Source organism: Hymenobacter sp. 102, assembly GCF_049949205.1.
In the GTDB taxonomy this organism is placed as follows: Bacteria; Bacteroidota; Bacteroidia; order Cytophagales; family Hymenobacteraceae; genus Hymenobacter.
The window spans coordinates 2299665-2318585 of the sequence record NZ_CP188172.1; the positions used below are offsets into that span (position 1 = coordinate 2299665).

Annotated in this window: 10 protein-coding genes; 8 read left to right on the forward strand and 2 right to left on the reverse strand. The window is 59.7% G+C overall.

All coding sequences use genetic code 11. From position 1 onward, the window contains the following. Positions 1–128: 128 nt before the first annotated feature. The 7 genes from ACN19L_RS09920 to ACN19L_RS09950 all read left to right on the forward strand — a co-directional run bounded on the left by ACN19L_RS09920 (position 129) and on the right by ACN19L_RS09950 (position 14061). A complete protein-coding gene (locus ACN19L_RS09920) occupies positions 129–749 on the forward strand; it encodes a hypothetical protein (protein ID WP_426493324.1) in 621 nt (206 codons plus the stop codon). A gap of 168 nt (positions 750–917) precedes the next feature. Then, the gene (locus ACN19L_RS09925) at positions 918–3194 is read left to right on the forward strand and encodes an NADP-dependent malic enzyme (RefSeq protein ID WP_426493325.1); all 2277 of its coding nucleotides are present in this window, start codon (positions 918–920) and stop codon (positions 3192–3194) included. Positions 3195–3430: 236 nt separating this feature from the next. Next, the gene (gene ruvA, locus ACN19L_RS09930; RefSeq protein WP_426493326.1) at positions 3431–4036 is read left to right on the forward strand and encodes a Holliday junction branch migration protein RuvA; all 606 of its coding nucleotides are present in this window, start codon (positions 3431–3433) and stop codon (positions 4034–4036) included. A 157-nt stretch (positions 4037–4193) separates the two neighbouring features. Continuing rightward, positions 4194–11666: a cell surface protein SprA gene (gene sprA, locus ACN19L_RS09935; RefSeq protein WP_426493327.1), complete on the forward strand. Its 7473-nt coding sequence runs from the start codon at positions 4194–4196 to the stop codon at positions 11664–11666. A 214-nt stretch (positions 11667–11880) separates the two neighbouring features. After that, positions 11881–12261 carry a glycine cleavage system protein GcvH gene (gene gcvH, locus ACN19L_RS09940; RefSeq protein ID WP_426493328.1) on the forward strand — a complete coding sequence of 127 codons (381 nt, stop codon included), beginning with the start codon at positions 11881–11883 and terminating at the stop codon, positions 12259–12261. A gap of 22 nt (positions 12262–12283) precedes the next feature. Next, positions 12284–12691 (forward strand): VanZ family protein, encoded by a 408-nt coding sequence (locus ACN19L_RS09945; RefSeq protein WP_426493329.1) that lies wholly within the window; start codon positions 12284–12286, stop codon positions 12689–12691. Then, on the forward strand, positions 12688–14061 hold the full coding sequence (locus ACN19L_RS09950; protein WP_426493330.1) for a M28 family peptidase: 1374 nt from the start codon (positions 12688–12690) through the stop codon (positions 14059–14061). Before ACN19L_RS09945 ends, ACN19L_RS09950 begins: the two co-directional genes overlap by 4 nt. 110 nt (positions 14062–14171) lie before the next feature. Here the strand turns inward: ACN19L_RS09950 and ACN19L_RS09955 are convergent, their stop codons facing one another. Then, positions 14172–14717 carry a hypothetical protein gene (locus tag ACN19L_RS09955; RefSeq protein ID WP_426493331.1) on the reverse strand — a complete coding sequence of 182 codons (546 nt, stop codon included), beginning with the start codon at positions 14715–14717 and terminating at the stop codon, positions 14172–14174. 336 nt (positions 14718–15053) lie between these two features. Continuing rightward, a complete protein-coding gene (locus tag ACN19L_RS09960) occupies positions 15054–15950 on the reverse strand; it encodes a YicC/YloC family endoribonuclease (protein WP_426493332.1) in 897 nt (298 codons plus the stop codon). A gap of 148 nt (positions 15951–16098) precedes the next feature. Between ACN19L_RS09960 and ACN19L_RS09965 the strand changes: the two genes are divergently transcribed. Further along, positions 16099–18921 carry a TonB-dependent receptor domain-containing protein gene (locus ACN19L_RS09965; protein ID WP_426493333.1) on the forward strand — a complete coding sequence of 941 codons (2823 nt, stop codon included), beginning with the start codon at positions 16099–16101 and terminating at the stop codon, positions 18919–18921.

The window sequence follows — 18921 nt, forward strand, 5'->3', positions numbered from 1 at the left end:
ATTCCTGGCTTATAATGCATTAGCATATCATACAAACGCTCCGTCTTGATAGTGGAACTTTTATAAGCTGAGCTGGCATACCGTTTGTTTTGGCTGCACTGTTCAGTTCTCTTTTCATCCTTATCGCTATGATGCGCAAACCACTACTTATCCTCTCCAGCCTCAGCCTGCTAGCTCTGGCCAGCTGTCAGAAAGACGACGAAAAGCAACCTAACCCGATGCCCGCCGAACCCACACCGGTGCAGGAGGCCAATGTGAACTTCGTGTATACCTACCCGAACGAAAGCAAGGGCCAGACGTTTCTGGCCAAAGACCCCAAAGGCAAGCTGGAATCCAGCCGACTAAGCCTGACTTTCGAGAAGGAACTCCGGCAGTACGCCGTAACCACAGATGAACGAATAGAATTTCTGCTACCCCAGAGTCGCCAGAAGTCCGGTTTGGTGGGCACTTACACGTTGTCGTCGCAGCCTGACCCCGGCCAAGGCGAAGTGCAGGCGACCTACGAGCGGCCTTTCTCCGGCACCGGTTCTTTCGCCAATAAGTACTCCGGCAATACGTCCGTAATGCAAGGTAGCTTTACCATCTCGGACTACAACGCCAGCCGCAAGCTGCTGAGTGGCTCGTACACGTTCACTATCCGGCAGATACGGGACCCGTTTCAGTTCCTGGCTACCGGCTCTTACTCCGACCCACGCCGTCTCTGCGACGTGAAATGCTACGGCACCTTCCGGGAAATTCCGCTGCAGTAGCGGTATTTCAAACCTCCACAATAGTAGCTGCTACCATATCAGCCCCGTACCGGCTTCCGGCGCGGGGCTTTTTCTATCCGGGCGGGGGGGTGTACCTTTGCCGCGGGCAGATTTTGCCCCATCTTGCTTCCTTGCTCTTTACTTCGGGAAGCCCACCCACCTCTGCGTATGCTGAAAATCAATAAACAGGACGCCCTCAACTACCACTCGCAAAGCCCTGCCGGCAAAATTGAAGTGGTACCCACCAAGCCCGTCAGCACCCAGCTGGACCTGGCCCTGGCCTACTCGCCGGGCGTGGCCGAGCCCTGCAAAGCCATTGCCGCCAACCAGGAAGACGTGTACAAATACACCGCCAAGGGCAACCTGGTGGGCGTTATCAGCAACGGTACGGCCGTGCTGGGCCTGGGCAACATCGGCCCCGACGCCTCCAAGCCCGTGATGGAAGGCAAGGGCGTACTGTTCAAGAAATTCGCCGGTATCGACTGCTTCGATATTGAAATTGACGCCACCGACCCCGACGAGTTCATCCGCATCGTGAAAAGCCTGGAGCCCACGTTCGGCGGCATCAACCTGGAGGACATCAAAGCCCCCGAGTGCTTCCGCATCGAAACGGCCCTGCGCGAGCAGATGAACATTCCGCTGATGCACGATGACCAGCACGGCACGGCCATCATTTCGTCGGCGGCGCTGCTCAACGGCCTGGAGCTGGTGGGCAAGAAGATTGAAGAAATCAAGATGGTGGTAAGCGGCGCGGGTGCCGCGGCCATCAGCTGCCTGCGGTTGTACCTGGCCCTGGGCCTGAAGGTGGAAAACGTGGTGGTGTTTGATAAGGACGGACTCATCACGCCCCAGCGCACCGACCTGGCCGAACTGCAGATGCACTTCGCCACTACCCGCGCCCTCAGCACGATGGCCGAGGCGCTGGAAGGTGCTGACGTATTCCTGGGCCTCTCGGCGGCCAATGTGCTGCCGGCCGAGCTGCTGCTGAAGATGGCCCCCGACCCCATTGTGTTTGCCCTGGCCAACCCCGACCCGGAAATTGCTTACGAGGTGGCTATGGCTACCCGGCCCGACATTATTATGGCTACCGGCCGCTCCGACCACCCCAACCAGGTGAATAACGTGCTGGGCTTCCCCTACATTTTCCGGGGGGCGCTGGACGTGCGGGCTACGGAAATTAACGAAGCCATGAAGCTGGCGGCCGTGCGGGCCCTCTCGGAACTGGCCAAGGAAGCCGTGCCGGATATGGTGAACAAAGCCTACGGCGACAACACCCTGAGCTTCGGCCGCACTTACCTGATTCCGAAGCCCCTGGACCCACGCCTGATTACGGCTGTGAGCCCCGCCGTGGCCAAAGCCGCCATGGAAAGCGGCGTGGCCCGCATCCACATCGACGACTGGTTTGCTTATGAGGATGAGCTGCGCGCCCGTCTGGGCGTGAACCAGAAGCTGATGAACCGCATTACGCAGGCCGCCCGCAGCAACCCCAAGCGCGTAGTATTTGCCGAGGGCGACACCTACAAAATCCTCAAAGCCGCCCAGATTCTGCACGACGAGGGCATTGCCCAGCCCATCCTACTCGGTAACCGCGCCAAAATTGCCCGCATTGCCCAGGAAAACTCCATGGACCTGGAAGGCTGCCAGATTATTGACATTCTGCACGAGGAGGCCAAGCGCGAGGAGTACGCTCAGAAGCTGTACGAGAAGCGGCAGCGCCGGGGCATTACGCTCTACGAAGGCCGCCGCTTGCTCCGGGAACGGAACTATTTCGGCTCGATGATGCTGGAAACCGGGGAGGCGGATGCTTTCATTACCGGTCTGAGCAAAGACTACGGCAAAAGCATTGTGCCCTCCTTGCAGGCCATTGGCGTGGCCGAGGGCGTGAAGCGCGTGGCCTCTATGTACATCATCCAGCACAAGAAGGGCCCGTTCTTCTTCGCCGATACCACCGTGAACATCGACCCCTCGGCCGAGGAAATGGTGGACATTATCGGCCTCACGGCCCGGGCGGTAAAGTTCTTTGACGCTGAGCCCAAGGTGGCCGTTATCAGCTACTCCAACTTCGGCTCCAACCCCGGCGAGCTGCCCGACAAGGCCCGCCGCGCCACCGAGCTGGCCAAAGCCCGCTTCCCCGAGCTGATTCTGGACGGGGAAATGCAGGCCAACACCGCCCTCAACCCCGATTTGCTGCGTGAGCAGTACCCCTTCTCGGAGCTGGCCGCCCACGGCGGGGCCAACACCCTCATCTTCCCGAACGTGATTAGCGGCAACATTGCCTACAAAGTGATTCAGGAAATTGGCGGGGCCGAGGTAATCGGGCCCATTCTGATGGGTATGCGCAAGCCAGTGCACATTCTGCAGCTGGGGGCCTCGGTGCGCGAAATTGTGAACATGGCCGCCATTGCCGTGGTGGACGCCCAGCAGCCCGACGGTAAAGGGCTGTAAACCAACCACTAGGTCAGAAATTCTCAACGCCAGAGTTACTTACAAGTGGCTCTGGCGTTGCTATAACCGACCAACAATCGGCAATACTTTGATTCCGGCCGAATTCGGCGCAACTTGCCTGGCGCACCCACCCACGCACTACACTAATTTTATTAGAACCACTAACCCAGTTGGCACAAAACGGGCCCGGCTGCTGTTTTGCTGGTTCTGACAACTCCTCACTTCACCACCCGTGCATGATTGCCTACGTCGACGGTAAACTCGCTTATAAAGACCCTACCCAAGCCATTCTGGACGTAAACGGCCTCGGTTACGAAATCCGGATTTCGCTGGCCACCTACTCCAAGCTGCCCGCCGAGGGCGAAAAGGCCAAGCTCTACACGTATCAGCACGTGAAGGAAGACGGGCAGACGCTTTATGGCTTCCTGGACCCCAACGAGAAAGCCCTGTTTCTGCAGCTGATTTCGGTGTCGGGCATTGGGCCGGGCACGGGCATCGTAATGGTGTCGTCGATGTCGGTGGGCGAGATTCGCCAGGCCATTGTGAACGAGGACGTACGCTCCATTCAGGCCATCAAGGGCGTGGGGCCGAAAACCGCCCAGCGGGTGGTGCTGGAGCTGAAAGACAAGCTCCGCAAGGATGAGCTGCTGGCCAAAGCCGGCATTGATACTGTGCCACTGGCCCGGGCGCACAATACCAGCCGCACCGAAGCGTTAGCAGCCTTGGTAACGCTGGGCTTCGCGCGGGCATCGGCCGAGAAGACCCTCGACCAGATTCAGCACAAGCACGGTAACGACCTGAGCGTGGAGGAATTGATTAAATTCGCTCTTAAGTCGCATTAGGCCAGATTCGTTTTTGGTTTTTTGTTGCTTGTTTTTGGCCGCTTTTTACCGAAAGCTGCCTGGCTTGCCATGCAAAATGTGGCGTAGCGAAAACAACCAACGAGCAACGAAAAACGAAAAACGCACTCTTCTCCTTTCGCCCTTCGCTTATTGACGCTTGAATACCGGTAAGAAGTCCCTAGCCGCCTCAGTGGTGGCTGTTGTGTCGTTGGTAGCGTGGTGGTCCCAGGCCCGGCCGTTGGGCGGGGCGGCGGCACCGTTTGCCATGCGGCAGCTCTGGTCCGATTGGCTCCCCGGTTCTACGCGGGCGGCCCGCCTTTCGTTGGGTTTTCTGCCCGATACACCCCGCACCGATACCACCCGCTACCGGCCCAGCACCCGTCCCCGGGTAGCCCCCGCCGACCGGGTGGGCACCCCGTTTTCGCCGCAGCGCCGCCGCTCCCCGCTGGTGCTGCCGCTGCCCTCCAACGTGCAGCTGGACGTGCAGCCCGACGATAGTCTGCAGAACTTTGATGTGCGTGAGCGGCTGGGCTCCGAGCTGGACTTCCGGGACCCCAGCCGCATGACGTTTGAGGAGTACTCGCGCTGGCAGCAGCAGCAGGCCGTGCGCAACTACTTCCGCCAGCGCTCCAACGGGGGCGTGGCCGGCAGCCCCGATCAGCCCGAGAACCGCCGCCTCATCCCCAAAATATACCTGGGGCCCATGGCCGACCGGATTTTTGGGGGCAGCTACGTAGACATCCGGCCCCAGGGTACCGTGACGCTGCGCATGGGCTACCGGGGCAACCGCAACGAAAACCCGACGCTCACGCTCCGCCAGCAACGGGTGGGCGACTTCCAGTACGACCAGAACCTAAACCTGAACCTGGCCGGGCAGATTGGCGAAAAGCTCAAGCTGACCTTCAACTACGACACCCGGGCGGCCTTTGATTTCGAGAACAACATGAAGCTCGATTACACGGGCTTCGATACCGATATCATCCGCAAGATAGAGCTGGGTAACGTGTCGTTGCCGCTGAACAATTCCCTGATTCAGGGCGGGCAGAACCTGTTTGGCGTGAAAACCCAGCTGCAGTTTGGGCGGCTGGGCGTAACGGCCATTGCCAGCACCCTGCGCGGCCAGGCCGATGCTGTGCGCATTCAGAACGGGGGCCAGGCCCGGCAGTTTGAAATCAAGGCCAGCCAGTACGAGCGGGACCGGCACTTCTTCCTGAACCAGACCTTCCGGGACCGGTATGATGCCGCGTTGCGCAACTTGCCCACCATTCAGAGCGGGGTGGAAATCACCCACCTGGAAGTATGGGTCACCAACGACAACCGCCAGAGCGACAACCTGCGTAACGTGATTACGCTGATGGACATAGCCGAGCCCCGCCGCCTGTACCGGCGCCGGTTCCAGCGTCCCAACGGCCCTAATGCCCTGGCCGATAACCCGGCCAACTCCTTGCTGAGTGATATTCGGAACGTGCCCCGGTTCCGGAGTAATCAGGATGTTGATGGTGCGCTGAACAGTCTGGGCCTGCAGAAAAACGTGGACTTTGAGCACGTGCGGGCCCGCAAGCTCGACCCGCGCGAGTACACCTACAATGCCCAGCTGGGCTACCTCTCCCTGAACACCCAGCTGCTGCCCGAGCAGGTGCTGGGCGTTTCGTACCAGTACATCTACAACAACAAGACGTACTCCGTCGGAGAAATTCAGAACGATTACACCGACGTGGGCCCGGACGAGGTCATCTTCCTGAAGATGCTGAAGGCCACCAACCCCGGCGTGGGCCTGGCTGACCCCACGCAGAATCCGCAGAATAACAACCTGCTCACGCGCAACCTGCCGACCTGGGATTTGATGATGAAAAACATCTATTCCCTGAACGCCAACCAGCTCAACCGGGACAATTTCCAGCTCCAGCTCATCTATAAAGATGACGTAACGGGCGTGGATTTGATTTCGCTGAAGGAAGGACAGCGCATTGCCAACCGGCCGCTGGTGGAGGTGCTCAACCTCGACAATGTAAACCCCAACAACGACCGGAACCCCGACGGCAACTTCGACTTTTTCCCCGGCGTGACGGTGGATACCGAGTTTGGCCGCATTATTTTCCCGGAAGTGCAGCCCTTCGGCTCCTACCTGGCGGCGCAGTTTGATACGCTGGCCTCTCCCCAGGAGCAGGAGCTGGCGCGTAAGTACGTGTACCGGGAGCTGTACAACCAGGTACAGAGCGACGCCCAGCAGCGCCAGGAAAAGGACAAGTTCTTCCTGCGCGGGCGGTACCAGGCCACCTCCACCGACGAAATTAACCTGCCCGGCATTGGCGTGGCCGAGGGCTCGGTGCGGGTATTTGCGGGTAGCACCCTGCTGCAGGAAGGCACCGATTACCAGGTATTTTACGACCAGGCTAAGGTAAAAATCCTGAACCCGGCTTACCTGAACTCGGCCAACGAGCTCCGGGTGGAGTTTGAGAAAAACGCGTTGGTGCAGGTGCAGCCCCGCAAGCTGCTGGGCGCCCGCTTCGACTACCGCCTCTCGCCGGACATCAACTTTGGCGCGACGGTGCTGCACCTGCGCGAAAACCAGGCTCCCGGCATCAACCGCGTGAACATCGGCGACGAGCCGGGCAACAACACCATTTACGGCTTCGACGTGAACATGCGCCGGGAGTCCCGGGCCCTGACCAAGTACCTGGACGCGCTGCCCTTCGTGAGCACCAAGGAAATTTCGACGGTGGCCTTCAGCGGGGAGTTTGCCCAATTGCTGCCGGGCCAGAGCCGCCTGGGCAGCGGCGACAGTGGGGGCGAAAACGGCGTGTCTTACCTCGACGACTTCGAAAACGCCCGCACACCTTACACCCTGGGCGGCATCAACTCGGCTACCGTCTGGCGGCTGGGGGCCACGCCGGCCCCGCTGCTGAACTCGGCTCAAGGGCTGGAAGTGGCGTACAACCGCGCCAAGCTGGCCTGGTACACCATCGACCAGACCTACTACACCAATGGCCAGAGCAAGCCCCGCAACATTGGCGTGGGCGACCTGAAAAACCACTACATCCGGGGCATCAAGCGTACGGAGGTATTCCCGAACCGGGACGTGGGCACCACTGGCAACTCCTTCGAGACGACCCTGGACCTGGCCTACTTCCCCGACCAGCGCGGGCAGTACAACTACACGCGCCAGTTCGACCCCACCAACCCCACCTTCTTCGCCAACAACTCCGTGGCCGATAAGCTGGCCCGCCACGGCGGTATTGCCCGCGAAATCACCTTCGATACGGACTTCGACAACGCCAACGTGGAGTTTCTGGAGTTCTGGATGATGGACCCCTTCCTGACTGGCGACAACGGCCGGGTGGTGGACTCCGACGGCCACAACAGCAACAACACCACCGGCGGCGACCTGTACATCAACCTGGGCTCGGTGTCGGAGGATGTGCTGAAGGATGATAACCGCTACGAGTTCGAGAACGGCCTGCCCGCCGACGCGGCTAACCTGCCCACCGAAACCGTGGAAACACTGTGGGGCCGCGCCACCCGCCAGCAGTTCCTCACGGATGCCTTCAGCGCCGCCCCCGGGGCCCGGGCCCGGCAGGATGTGGGCCTCGATGGTTTCAACGACGGCGAGGAGCAGCAGCTGAATGGCATCAGCCCGGCTTACCAGACCGTGCCCGACCCGGCGGCCGACAACTTTCGCCACCACCTCGACCCCAGTTACGACCAGCAGGACGCCAAAGTGCTGGCCCGCTACAAGAACTACAACGGCATGGAGGGCAACTCGCCCGAAGGCAGCCAGCTCAGCTCCACCGCCTTCCCCGACAAGGAGGACCTGAACCGGGACAACGTGCTCAACGACACGGAGCGGTACTATGAGTACCGCCTGCAGCTGCGCCCCGGCCAGCTGGATGTGGGGCAGAACTACATTGTGGATAAGATTGTCACCACCAACAACGATACCAACAACGAGCCCGTAACGTGGTACCAGTTCCGGGTGCCGGTGCGCCAGTACACGGGCATTCAGGGCAATGGCAACCAGGAGTTCGGCTTCAAGTCCATCCGGTTCCTGCGCATGTACCTCACGCGCTGGCAGCAGCCGGTGGTGCTGCGCATGGTGCAGCCTCAGTTTGTGGCCAACCAGTGGCGCCGCTACCTCAACAAGATTGCCGAGCCCAGCCAGATTATCTCCAACCCCGATACCGACGCCGACGGCTTCAGTATTTCCACCGTAAGCATTGAGGAAAACGGCGTTTCCAACAAAGGCTCGGATGTAATTCCGTACGTACTGCCCCCCAACATCCGCCGCGACCGGGAGTACGGCTCCAGCACCGTAAACCGCCAGCAGAACGAGCAGAGCCTGCGCCTGGTGGTGGAAGGCCTGCGCGACGGGTTTGCCAAGGCCGCCTACAAGAACGTGAGCCTGAACATGCTGCGCTACAAGAAGCTGCGCATGTTCCTGCACGCCGAATCCGAAGACCGGACCGTGCGTGAGGGCCGTACCGGCCAGGTGCGCGGCTTTGTGCGCCTGGGCACCGATTACATTCAGAACTACTACGAGTACAGCAAGCCCCTGGTAATTACCCAGCCCGGCCAGCGGCTGGTGGATGAGGTATGGCCCGTGGAAAACCGCATCGATTTGCCTTTCCAGGCCTTTATTGATGCCAAAGCCGCCCGCAACCGGCAGGCCGCTTCCAGCATCGACTACACCAAGCCCTTCGTGGTAATGCTGCCCGACGGCTCGACCATTACGGTGGTGGGCAACCCCGACCTTTCGGCCGTGCAGGGCGCCATGATTGGCGTGCTCAACCCCCGCGACGACGGCCAGAACAAGTCGGTTACCATCTGGGCCGATGAGCTGCGGGTGCTCGACTTTGATACCGAAAGCGGCTGGGCCGCTACCGCCCGCTTCAACGCCAAGCTGGCTGATGTAGCCAACATTACGGCCACGGGCAGCTTCATCAGCACCGGTTTTGGCGGCCTCCAGGACCGGGCCCAGCAACGCTCCACCGACAACATCAGCCGGGGCGACGTGAATGCTACCGTGGCCGCCGAGAAGTTTCTGCCCGAAAAGCTGGGCCTGCGCATCCCAGTGCTGCTCCAGGCCGGCATCGAAACCCGCGCCCCCAAGTACGACCCGCTGGACCCCGACACCAAGCTTGACCAGTCGCTGGACAAGTTTAAGTCGGGGCAGGAGCGGGCTGCTTACCGCAAAGAAGTGGTGGACCAGACTAGCCAGCGCAGCATTTCCCTGCTGAACGTGCGCAAGGAGCGCACCAACCCCGAGAAGAAAGTGCGCCCCTACGATATCGAGAACTTCGCCCTGAGCTACTCGCTTACGGAGCGCCTGCACACCGATATCCGCACCGACCGGGACTACACCCGCACCTACACCGGGGCCCTAGCCTACGTGTACCAGGCTACGCCCAAAAACTACACCCCGCTGGCCCAGGTGAAAGCCTTCGACTCGCCGTACCTGGCCATGTTCAAGGAAGTTAACTTCACGCCCCTGCCCTCGCGCTTCTCCTTCCGCGCTGACCTGGACCGCCGCTACAACGAGCGGTTCCTGCAGCGCACCCTGGAGCCCGGCCAGGTACCCGTGACGGCCGGCATTCCAGGTGTGTTCCAGAAATCGTTCTTCTTCAACCGTATCTATGACCTGCGCTGGGACCTGACCAAGGCCCTGGCCCTGGACTACACGGCCAACAACCGCGCCGTGGTGGATGAGGGCGTGGGCCGAGCTATTGGCAGCTCCGATGAGGCCCAGCGCAACCGGGACCAGATTAAGCGCAACCTGTTCCGCAACGGGGGCCGCACCACCAACTTCAACCAGACGGTGGCCCTTACCTACCGCCTGCCCCTGGATAAGTTCCCGCTGACGGACTGGGTGTCCTCGGATGTGCGCTACGCGGCCAACTATACCTGGCAGGCGGCCTCCACCGCCCTCACCGCCCCGGTATACCCTGGAGCACCAGACAGCACCCAGACCCGGGAGCTAAACCTGGGCAACACCATCCAGAACAATGGGGAGCTGAGTGCCAATGGCAAGATTGACCTGGTGAAGCTCTACAATAAGGTGCGCTTCCTCAACATCATCAACAACGCGCCCCCACCTCAGCCCCGGGTGCGGGAGAAGGACGGCGCCAAGCCGGGCCAGGCACCGGCCACGGCCGCCGCCGACTCCAGCCAGGGGCCCCAGCTGCGCCTGCTGAAGGGGATTCTGCGCTCCTTGATGACGGCCCGCTCCCTGAACTTCACTTACGCCCGCTCCAACGGCACGCTGCTGCCCGGCTACCTGCCCCGCACCCGCTTCTTCGGGCTGGATAATGGCTTCGATGCCCCCGGGGTACCCTTCCTGCTGGGCAAGCAGTATGACCTGGATGGACTGTTTGACCGGGCTTACCGCAACGGCTGGTACACGCAGGAAAGCCAGTACCTGAATACCCCGCTCAGCTCCCTGCTCACCGAGGCCCTCACGCTGCGCACCACCCTGGAGCCCTTCCGCGACTTTATCGTGCAGCTGGATGCCCGCCGCAACCTGGTGCGCAACCGGGAGGTGTTCTACCGGAATGTGGTGGATGAGAATACGTTGCTCCCGGTGGCCCCCAACACCCGACCCGACCCCAGCAATGCGCTGGGTTCCGGTACGTTCAGCACTTCGTTCATTTCCGTCCGGACGTTGTTCGGGGATGTCAGCGCCGGGGGAGAGGTTTCCAAAGCTTTTGGCCGGTTTATTGACAACCGGGTGTTTGTGCAGCAGCGCCTGCAGGAAGCCCGGGGCGGAGACAACGCCACCGGCCGCTACGGCTACAACTCCCAAGATGTGCTGATTCCGGCTTTCCTGGATGCGTACCGGGGCAAATCCTCCAGCGGCTATAAGGCCAAGGGGTTCCAACCGTTCTCTCAATTGCCCGTGCCTAACTGGAACGTGCAGTACAACGGCCTCTCGGAGCTGCCGTTTATCCAGCAGTATTTCCGCTCGTTTACCCTCAGCCACGTGTACACCTCGCAGTACAATATTGCCGGCTACACTACCTCGGCCAACTATGCCCAGGAGCCGAAAGCGGGTGCATTTTCCTCTCTGACCAACCAGAGCAATCAGTACATTCCCTATTTCATTCTGGGGCAGGTGAGCATTGCCGAGCGGCTGGCTCCGCTGCTGGGCCTGAACTTCCAGACCACCGGCAAGCTCTCGGGTGGGGTGGAGTACCGCATTGACCGCACCGTTGGCCTGAATACGACCAACGCCCAGGTAACCGAGCTGCGCCGCTCCGACATTGTGATTCGGATGGGCTTCTCCACAAACCGCTTTAAGCTGCCGTTCCGCGTGGGCGGGGAGCAGCGCATCCTGCGCAACGACCTCACCGCCCGCCTCGACCTGAGCATCAGCGACAACTACGCCGTGCAGCGGTCCATTCAGGACGCGGTGGACCCCACTGCCGGCACTACCGGCGACAAGGGCCGCGCGTTCAGCCAGGTTACCAGCGGCACCCGCCAGATTCAGCTGCGCCCCACCATCGACTACGTGCTCAACCAGCGCCTGAACCTGCAGTTCTTCTTCACCCAGAACATTACCGAGCCCCGAGCCCAGAATGCTTTCAAGAACACCGCCACCGAGGGCGGTATTCAGCTGCGCTATAGTCTCTCGCAATAAGCGGCAACTACCGTCTGCAACTAAACGCCCACTCTCCTACCGAGGGTGGGCGTTTGCGTGGTGGGCAGCGTGGCCCCGGCCGGTTCCGGCCCGGTAACGATGCCCCAAATCTTCCCCGGCCGCTTTCCTCGGAAACTGCGCCGCAACTCGTACTTTTGGCTTCGGAGCCCGGGGCTCCCGCTTCCTCACTTACACCCATCAAGTACCGCACCCCATGAATCTGCCCGCCAGCCTGAAGTACACGAAAGAGCACGAATGGATCCGCGTGGAAGGCGACGTTGCCTTCATCGGCATCACCGACCACGCCCAGAAGGAACTCGGCGACATCGTGTACGTGGACATTGATACGCTTGATAAAGAAGTAACTCAGAACGAAGTTTTCGGCACCGTAGAAGCTGTTAAAACCGTTTCTGACCTGTTCAGCCCCATCTCCGGCACCGTACTGGAAATCAACGACAAGCTCGACGGCAGCCCTGAGCTGGTAAACTCTGACCCCTACGGCGACGGCTGGATGATCAAAATGTCCATCGGCAACCCCGCCGAGCTGGAGGCTTTGCTGTCGGCTGAAACCTATGGTGAGCTGGTAGGCGCGTAGTCTGCCCCACACTGCTTCGGCCTTGCCTGCTACTGCGCCGCCCCCGCCCCGCCGCCGGGCCCTTGTGGTCCTGCCGCTGGCGTGGGCGGCGTTTGTATTGCTCAGCACCCTCACGCCGGCCCAATCCATGCCCGACACTCCGCACTGGGAGCTGCTGTCCTTCGACACGGCCGCCCACGCGTTTGTGTTCTGGGTGCAGGCGGTTTTGGCCATTTTCTCGGCCCGGCGGCAGCGCTGGTTTCCGGGGCTGCGGCGGCACGCCTTCATGGTGGTGCTGCTCGGCACCGTATTCATGGGCGCGTTCATCGAAGTACTGCAGATGCGTATGGATCTGGGCCGCCACGGCGAGTGGTCCGATTTGCTCAGCGACTCCCTGGGCGCGGTACTGGGCCTGCTGCTGATGTGGTTTACCCGTCGGTTCTGGCAATGAAGCAGTCCCGCCCCCTGTTCTCCCGGCTCCGATGCCTGCTACTGCCTGCGGCCAGCGCAATCCTGGCGCCGGCTCAGGCTCAGGATATGCCCCGGGTCCGCCACACCATTGCCACGTTGGCCTCGCCCGCCTACCAGGGCCGCGGCTACGTGCGCGGCGGCGACCAGCAAGCAGCGGCGTACCTGCGGCAGCGGTTCCAGGAGTTGGGGCTGCAGCCACTGGCCCCAAACTACACCCAGTCGTTTCCGCTGGACATAAATACCTTTCCCGGCCAGCTTAAACTGGCGCTAAGCTCCGGAATCCTGCGCTTCCCAGTGTTAGGTAGTTCGCAACAGTTGCGCCCCGGCCTCGATTTCATTGCCGCGCCGGAGTCCGGCGGCGGGAAGGTGGGCGGGCTGTTTTCGGCCGTACCCATCTGGCAATTTGATACCCTGGCCTTTACCGATGCCGCCGCGCAGCAGCAGTTGCTGCACCACCCCTGGCACAATGGCGGCTATGTGCTGCGCGCCGCCGATGCGCGCCGGCTGCCAGCCCTACCCCTACCCATTCGCCAGCACCTGGATTCGGCCACGCTGCGCCTGATGCTGGTTCCCAAGCTCACGGCCTCCCTGGCAGCGGAGCAGGTTTTACAGATGCGGCTGATGGTGCGGGATTCTGTGTGGCGCAGTATTTCCGCAACGGCCAGCGGCCCCACGGTGGCGCTGGTGGCGGCCCGCGTGGAGGCAGTGCTGCAACCCCGGTACCAGACCCAGAATATTGTGGGGTATTTGCCCGGCCGCATTCAGCCTGATTCCTTTCTGGTAGTAACGGCTCATTACGACCACTTGGGCACGATGGGTCGCCGCACGTACTTTCCCGGGGCCAACGACAACGCCAGCGGCACCGCTATGCTATTGGAGCTGGCGGCTCATTATGCCCGCCCCGAAAACCGCCCGGCCTGTTCTTTGGTATTTATCGGCTTTGGAGCGGAAGAAGCCGGGTTGGTCGGTTCCAAGTATTTCACGGAGCACCCATTGGTACCGCTGCCACGCATCCGCTTCCTGCTCAACCTAGATCTGCTGGGCACCGGCTCCGACGGAGCTACCGTAGTTAACGGGCGCGTGTTTGAAAAGCAGTTTCAGCAGCTACAGCAACTGAACACCGCCCAGCAATACCTGCCCTCCCTTACCGCCCGGGGCCGCGCCGCCAACTCCGACCATTACTACTTCTCGGAGTACGGCGTGCCCGCGTTTTTCCTCTATACCCGCGGCGGCACCACAGCCTACCACGATGTGCAGGACCTTCCCAGGCAGCTACCCCTCACCGCATTTCCCAACCTGTTTCACCTCCTCCGAGACTTCCTGAATCTACAGGGTGCCGCTATCCGCTGATACCAATTCCTAACTATTCACTGTAAATTTCGACGGATATGGCATTGAACAAGAAAAAGGCCGGCTCTCAGATGGAGAGCCGGCCTTTTTTAAAATTTGCTACGCTGGAATTAGCTGTTGGCTTTGAATGAGCCCATGATTTGCTTGGCTACGTTTTCCCACTCCGGCTTCTGACGGTCGGCGCAGGTGAAGGTGCACATCAGCAATTTGCCTTCCACATCGGTGAAGAAAATCAGCTGGTATACTTCGTGGCCCAGTTCAGGCTTCATCAGTTCCATGTAACCTACTTTGCGGCCGTTCACGTCTTTCACGCCGTGGTTAAACCACTTGGCTTCCTTGAACTGCTTGGCGTAGATCTTGTAGAAGTTGTCCGAATACATGTCGATCATGTCCTGATCGGCCGTGTTATCGGTGTAGGAGAAAGCAATGCTGGCTTCCTTGTTGTTGGTGTAGATAACGCTGGGGCGGCTCTGGGCTTTCGCATAGTTGAAGTCCATCTGCTGCTCGCTCATTACCTCGAAGCCTTTCGGAATCAGAATTTCCACACGCTCGCTCAGTACGCGCTTTTTCACCATCTCAACTTCAGCGAAGGGACGGGCAGCCATCAGCAACAGCATCAGGCAGATGAGGGGGGCGGAGAGTAAGACTTTTTTCATAATCCTAGACTGAAAAAAGAGGTGATTCAAAAGGCTGGTTTCTACCCAAAGAACAGAAGGCTGCTCTGTTTGGATAACACAATTTACGCACAAAAACGTAAGCTGCAAGTATTTTACAAAAAAATAATCTGATGGCTGGTATATAGCCGATTCAAACTACTCCTGACAGTGGCCTAATTCGCTTGAAAACAGGGCTTTTATAATTAAGTCCTGTTAATCCTCAAAAAAGGCCAAACTTTTAAAAGTGCAATATCATGTTAGGAATAATCTATCATGCTACGTACTCTCAAAGTTCAATTTACGCGGAAAAGTCCGTCGGGTTGTGCAAGCTGGCACTTACAGTATGTTATTGATTTGTTCCTTGATTTTCTCGAGTTCTTCCTTCATTCCTACTACCAGGTGCTGGATGGTAGAGTCGTTGGCTTTGGACCCGATGGTGTTGATTTCCCGACCTATTTCCTGCGAAATAAACGCTAATTTCTTCCCGGTGGGTTCGGGCAAGCCGGCCGTTTCGGTGAAGTAGTGCAGATGGTTGACCAACCGTACCTTTTCCTCGGCAATATCCAGCTTCTCAATGTAGTGCAGCACCTCCTGCTCGAAGCGGATGGGGTTGAAATTCTCGTTGCCGGAAATATCGGCGAGATGACTTTCCAGCCGCTGCCGGACCTGCTCAATCCGAGTGGGGTCGTGTTTCTCTACCTCCGCCAATAAAATCCGGATGCGGTCCACGTAACCCAGAATTTCAGCGGTCAGGGCCTGGCCCTCGTCGCGGCGGAACTGGTTGACGCGGTCCAGAGCCTGCTGGAGCAGCGGCAGCAACTCTTCCCAGGGGGTTTCTTCTTCTTCCTCAGTGGCGGCGGTGGCATCGGTAGGGATGCGTAACGCTCCGGGCAGGGCGTGGGCCACAGCCGTTACCTGCTCTAGGCTCAGGCCGGTGGCCAAGCTCACTTGCAGTAGTTCCTGGCAGGCGGCCGTAACGGCGGCCTGGTTGACAATAGAACCCTGCGCACCCGTTGCGCGCGGGCGCGTGAAGTCCAGGTTCAGGTTCACCTTGCCCCGCTGCAGGCTCCTAGTGACGAGGTTCCGGATTTCCAGTTCCCGGTCTTGCAGAAAGCGCGGCAGGCGCAAACTCAGGTCCAACGTTTTGGAATTGAGCGACTTTATTTCGACGGTGGCGGCATAGTGGTCGGTTTCGCGGGAGGCAATACCGTAGCCGGTCATGGACTGGAGCATGGGCAGATATGGGCAAAGTGGGCGCAAAAGTACTGGTTTCCCGCAGACAGTGAACGGCTTAGCCGGGCGGTAACACAAGCATAACGTGCCCGCAATATTAGCATAACAGGGCCGGTCTAGCTTTGTGAAACCTTTTTACGACCCCCGTATGCGGCGTTCTTTTCTCTTACTGTTTTTTCTGACAATCAGCCACTTATTGTGGGCCCAGCAGGGTACTCTGGTTGGGAAAGTAACGGATAAAAAAACCGGCGAAGGTGCCATTGGTGCTACCGTATTGGTAACCGGCACCACCCAGGCTGCCCCTGTGGAACTAGACGGCACCTATGCCCTCAAACTGGCCGCCGGCACCTACAATATTACCATTCAGTCCATCGGCTACAAGCCGCTCACGTTCTCCGGCATCAGCATTCAGGCTGACCAGAAGACGACTCTGAATGGGGCCTTGGAAGAAAATGCCCAGGCGTTGAAGGAAGTGGTGGTAACCGGTCAGAAGCAGACCGGTACCGAGGTAGCCATGATTCAGGACCTCAAAAAAAGCGAGGTTGTGGTCAGCGGGATGAGTAACGACCAGATTGTAAAATCGCTGGACCGGGACGCGGCTGAAGTAGTGAAGCGCATTCCGGGCGTAACCGTGCAGAGCAACAATTACATCGTTATCCGGGGCTTGGCGGAACGCTACAACACAGTGCTGCTGAACGATGCCCTGACGCCCTCAGCCGAGGTGGATACCCGCTCTTTTTCCTTTGATATTCTGCCCAGCTCGGTGATTGACCGGGTGCTGATTTTTAAATCCGGCTCGCCGGAACTGCCCGGGGAGATGGGCGGGGGCGCCGTAAAGGTGTTCACCAAAAACTCGGTGCTGGAAAATACCACCAATTTCACCGTGTCGGGGTGGTACCGCAGCGGCACCACGTTCCGCAACGACTACATGACCACCAGCCGCAGCAGCACCGACTGGCTGGGCTTCGACGACAGCAAGCGGCAGGCCCCCAGCACTCTGCCTGAGGGATTGGTGAAGCGTAGCGGCCAGAACGCCACTCCGCCCGACCAGCTCACGGCCATCAGCCGTTCCTTCCGTAGTACGGCCTGGCTGCCGAAAATTTCGCAGGCCCTGCCCGACCTGCGGGCTTCCCTGGGTCTGACGCGCAAGTTTGAAATCGGCTCTTTGTACCTGAGCAACGTTACGTCGCTGTCGTACTCCAGCGCCCGGGAGCAGTACAACGTGGAGCGCAACCGCTACCTGGTGGAGCGCGACGAGACGACTCAACTCCCCCGGGCTCAGTACACCTACGACGATGAGCGCGCCCTGACCAGCACGCGTATTGGCCTGATTCATAACTGGCAGGCCCGCATCAATGACCGGAACCGGATTGAGTTCCGCAACTTCCTTAACCAGTACGCCACCGACGAGGTGGTACACCGCCGGGGCAGCAATGCCGATGGGGTAGAGCGTGACGATTACGCCCTGCACTACCAGAGCCGCACCATTTACTCCGGGCAGCTGCAGGGTTCGCACAACCTGGGCGCGGGCGAACACACTACCGTTACCTGGGCCGGGGGCTATAACTACGTGTTCCGGGATGAGCCCGATTACAGCCGCTATCAGAACTTGCGCAACACGGAGTTCAACCAGCCCTTCTCGGTAAATATTCCTACTGAGGGCAACATTACCGAAACCAGCCGCTTCTTCTCCACGCTCAAAGAGAATACCTACATGGGCAGCGGGCAGTGGGAGCGCCGCTTCACGGGCCGCGACACCACCCGGGCCAACCAGTTTAAGCTGCGGGCCGGCTTCTACGCTGAGCAGCGGGAGCGAAACCTGGAAAACCGTTACTTCTCCTTTATCCGGGGCCTGCGCTTTAACCGCCCCGATTTGATTGGCCTGCCCATCGACCAGATTTTTGCCCCTGAAAACCTGGACGCGGTAAATGGCTTCACCGTGGATGAAGGTACCAAGCCCGCTGACCGCTACGACGCCACCAATACACTGGTGGCCGGCTACGTGGGTCTGGTGGCGCCTATTTCGGATAAGTTCAACGTATCGGGTGGGGTGCGCGTGGAGTACAACCGCCGCCGCCTGACCAACGCGGTGGAGAATTACCGGGAGGCCAAAACCATTCCGATGCCTTCCTTCAACGCGGCTTACAACTTCAACGAGCGGTCCTTGCTGCGCCTGGCGGGCAGCGTAACGGTGAACCGGCCCGAATTCCGGGAAATTGCTTCCTACGAATACTACGACTTCACCACCAACTCCATTATTGTGGGTAACCCGGCCCTGAAAACGGCCACGATTTACAACGGTGACCTGCGTTACGAGTTTTACCCTTCCCGCTCGGAGCTGATTTCCATCGGGGGCTTCTATAAGTACTTCAACAATGCCATTGAGCAGATTACGCTCAACACCACCGGCACCCAGCTGTACCGCACGTTCCAGAATGCCAAGCGGGCCTACGACCTGGGGGCCGAGCTGGAGGTGCGCAAGGGCCTAGTGGAGTTGTCAGAAAACCCGGTGTTGCAGCGCCTCTCGCTGGTGGCCAACGCCTCGGTTATCTACAGCCGCGTAACCCTGGCCGACACGGACGAGAACCGGGGCTTTGCTCTCTCCAACCGCCCGCTGCAGGGCCAGTCGCCGTACGTGGTGAACGTGGGTGCTTTTTACCAGGATGACGAGGCCAAGCTGCAGATTTCGGCCCAGTACAACGTCATCGGCCAGCGCTTCAACTTCATCGGCGACAAGACGCTGAACTACTCCGTGATTGAGATGCCGCGCAACGTGATTGACTTGTCGGTAACCAAGGGCATTGGGCAGCATCTGCAGTTGAAGGCCGGTATTCAGGATTTGCTCAACCAGCCGGTGCAGCAGTTCTACGACTTCAACCGCAACAGCAAGATTGAGGCGAATGAGAAAGGCTCGTTCGGGCGCTACCGCCGGGGCAGCTACTCTACGCTGGGTCTTACCTATAACTTCTAA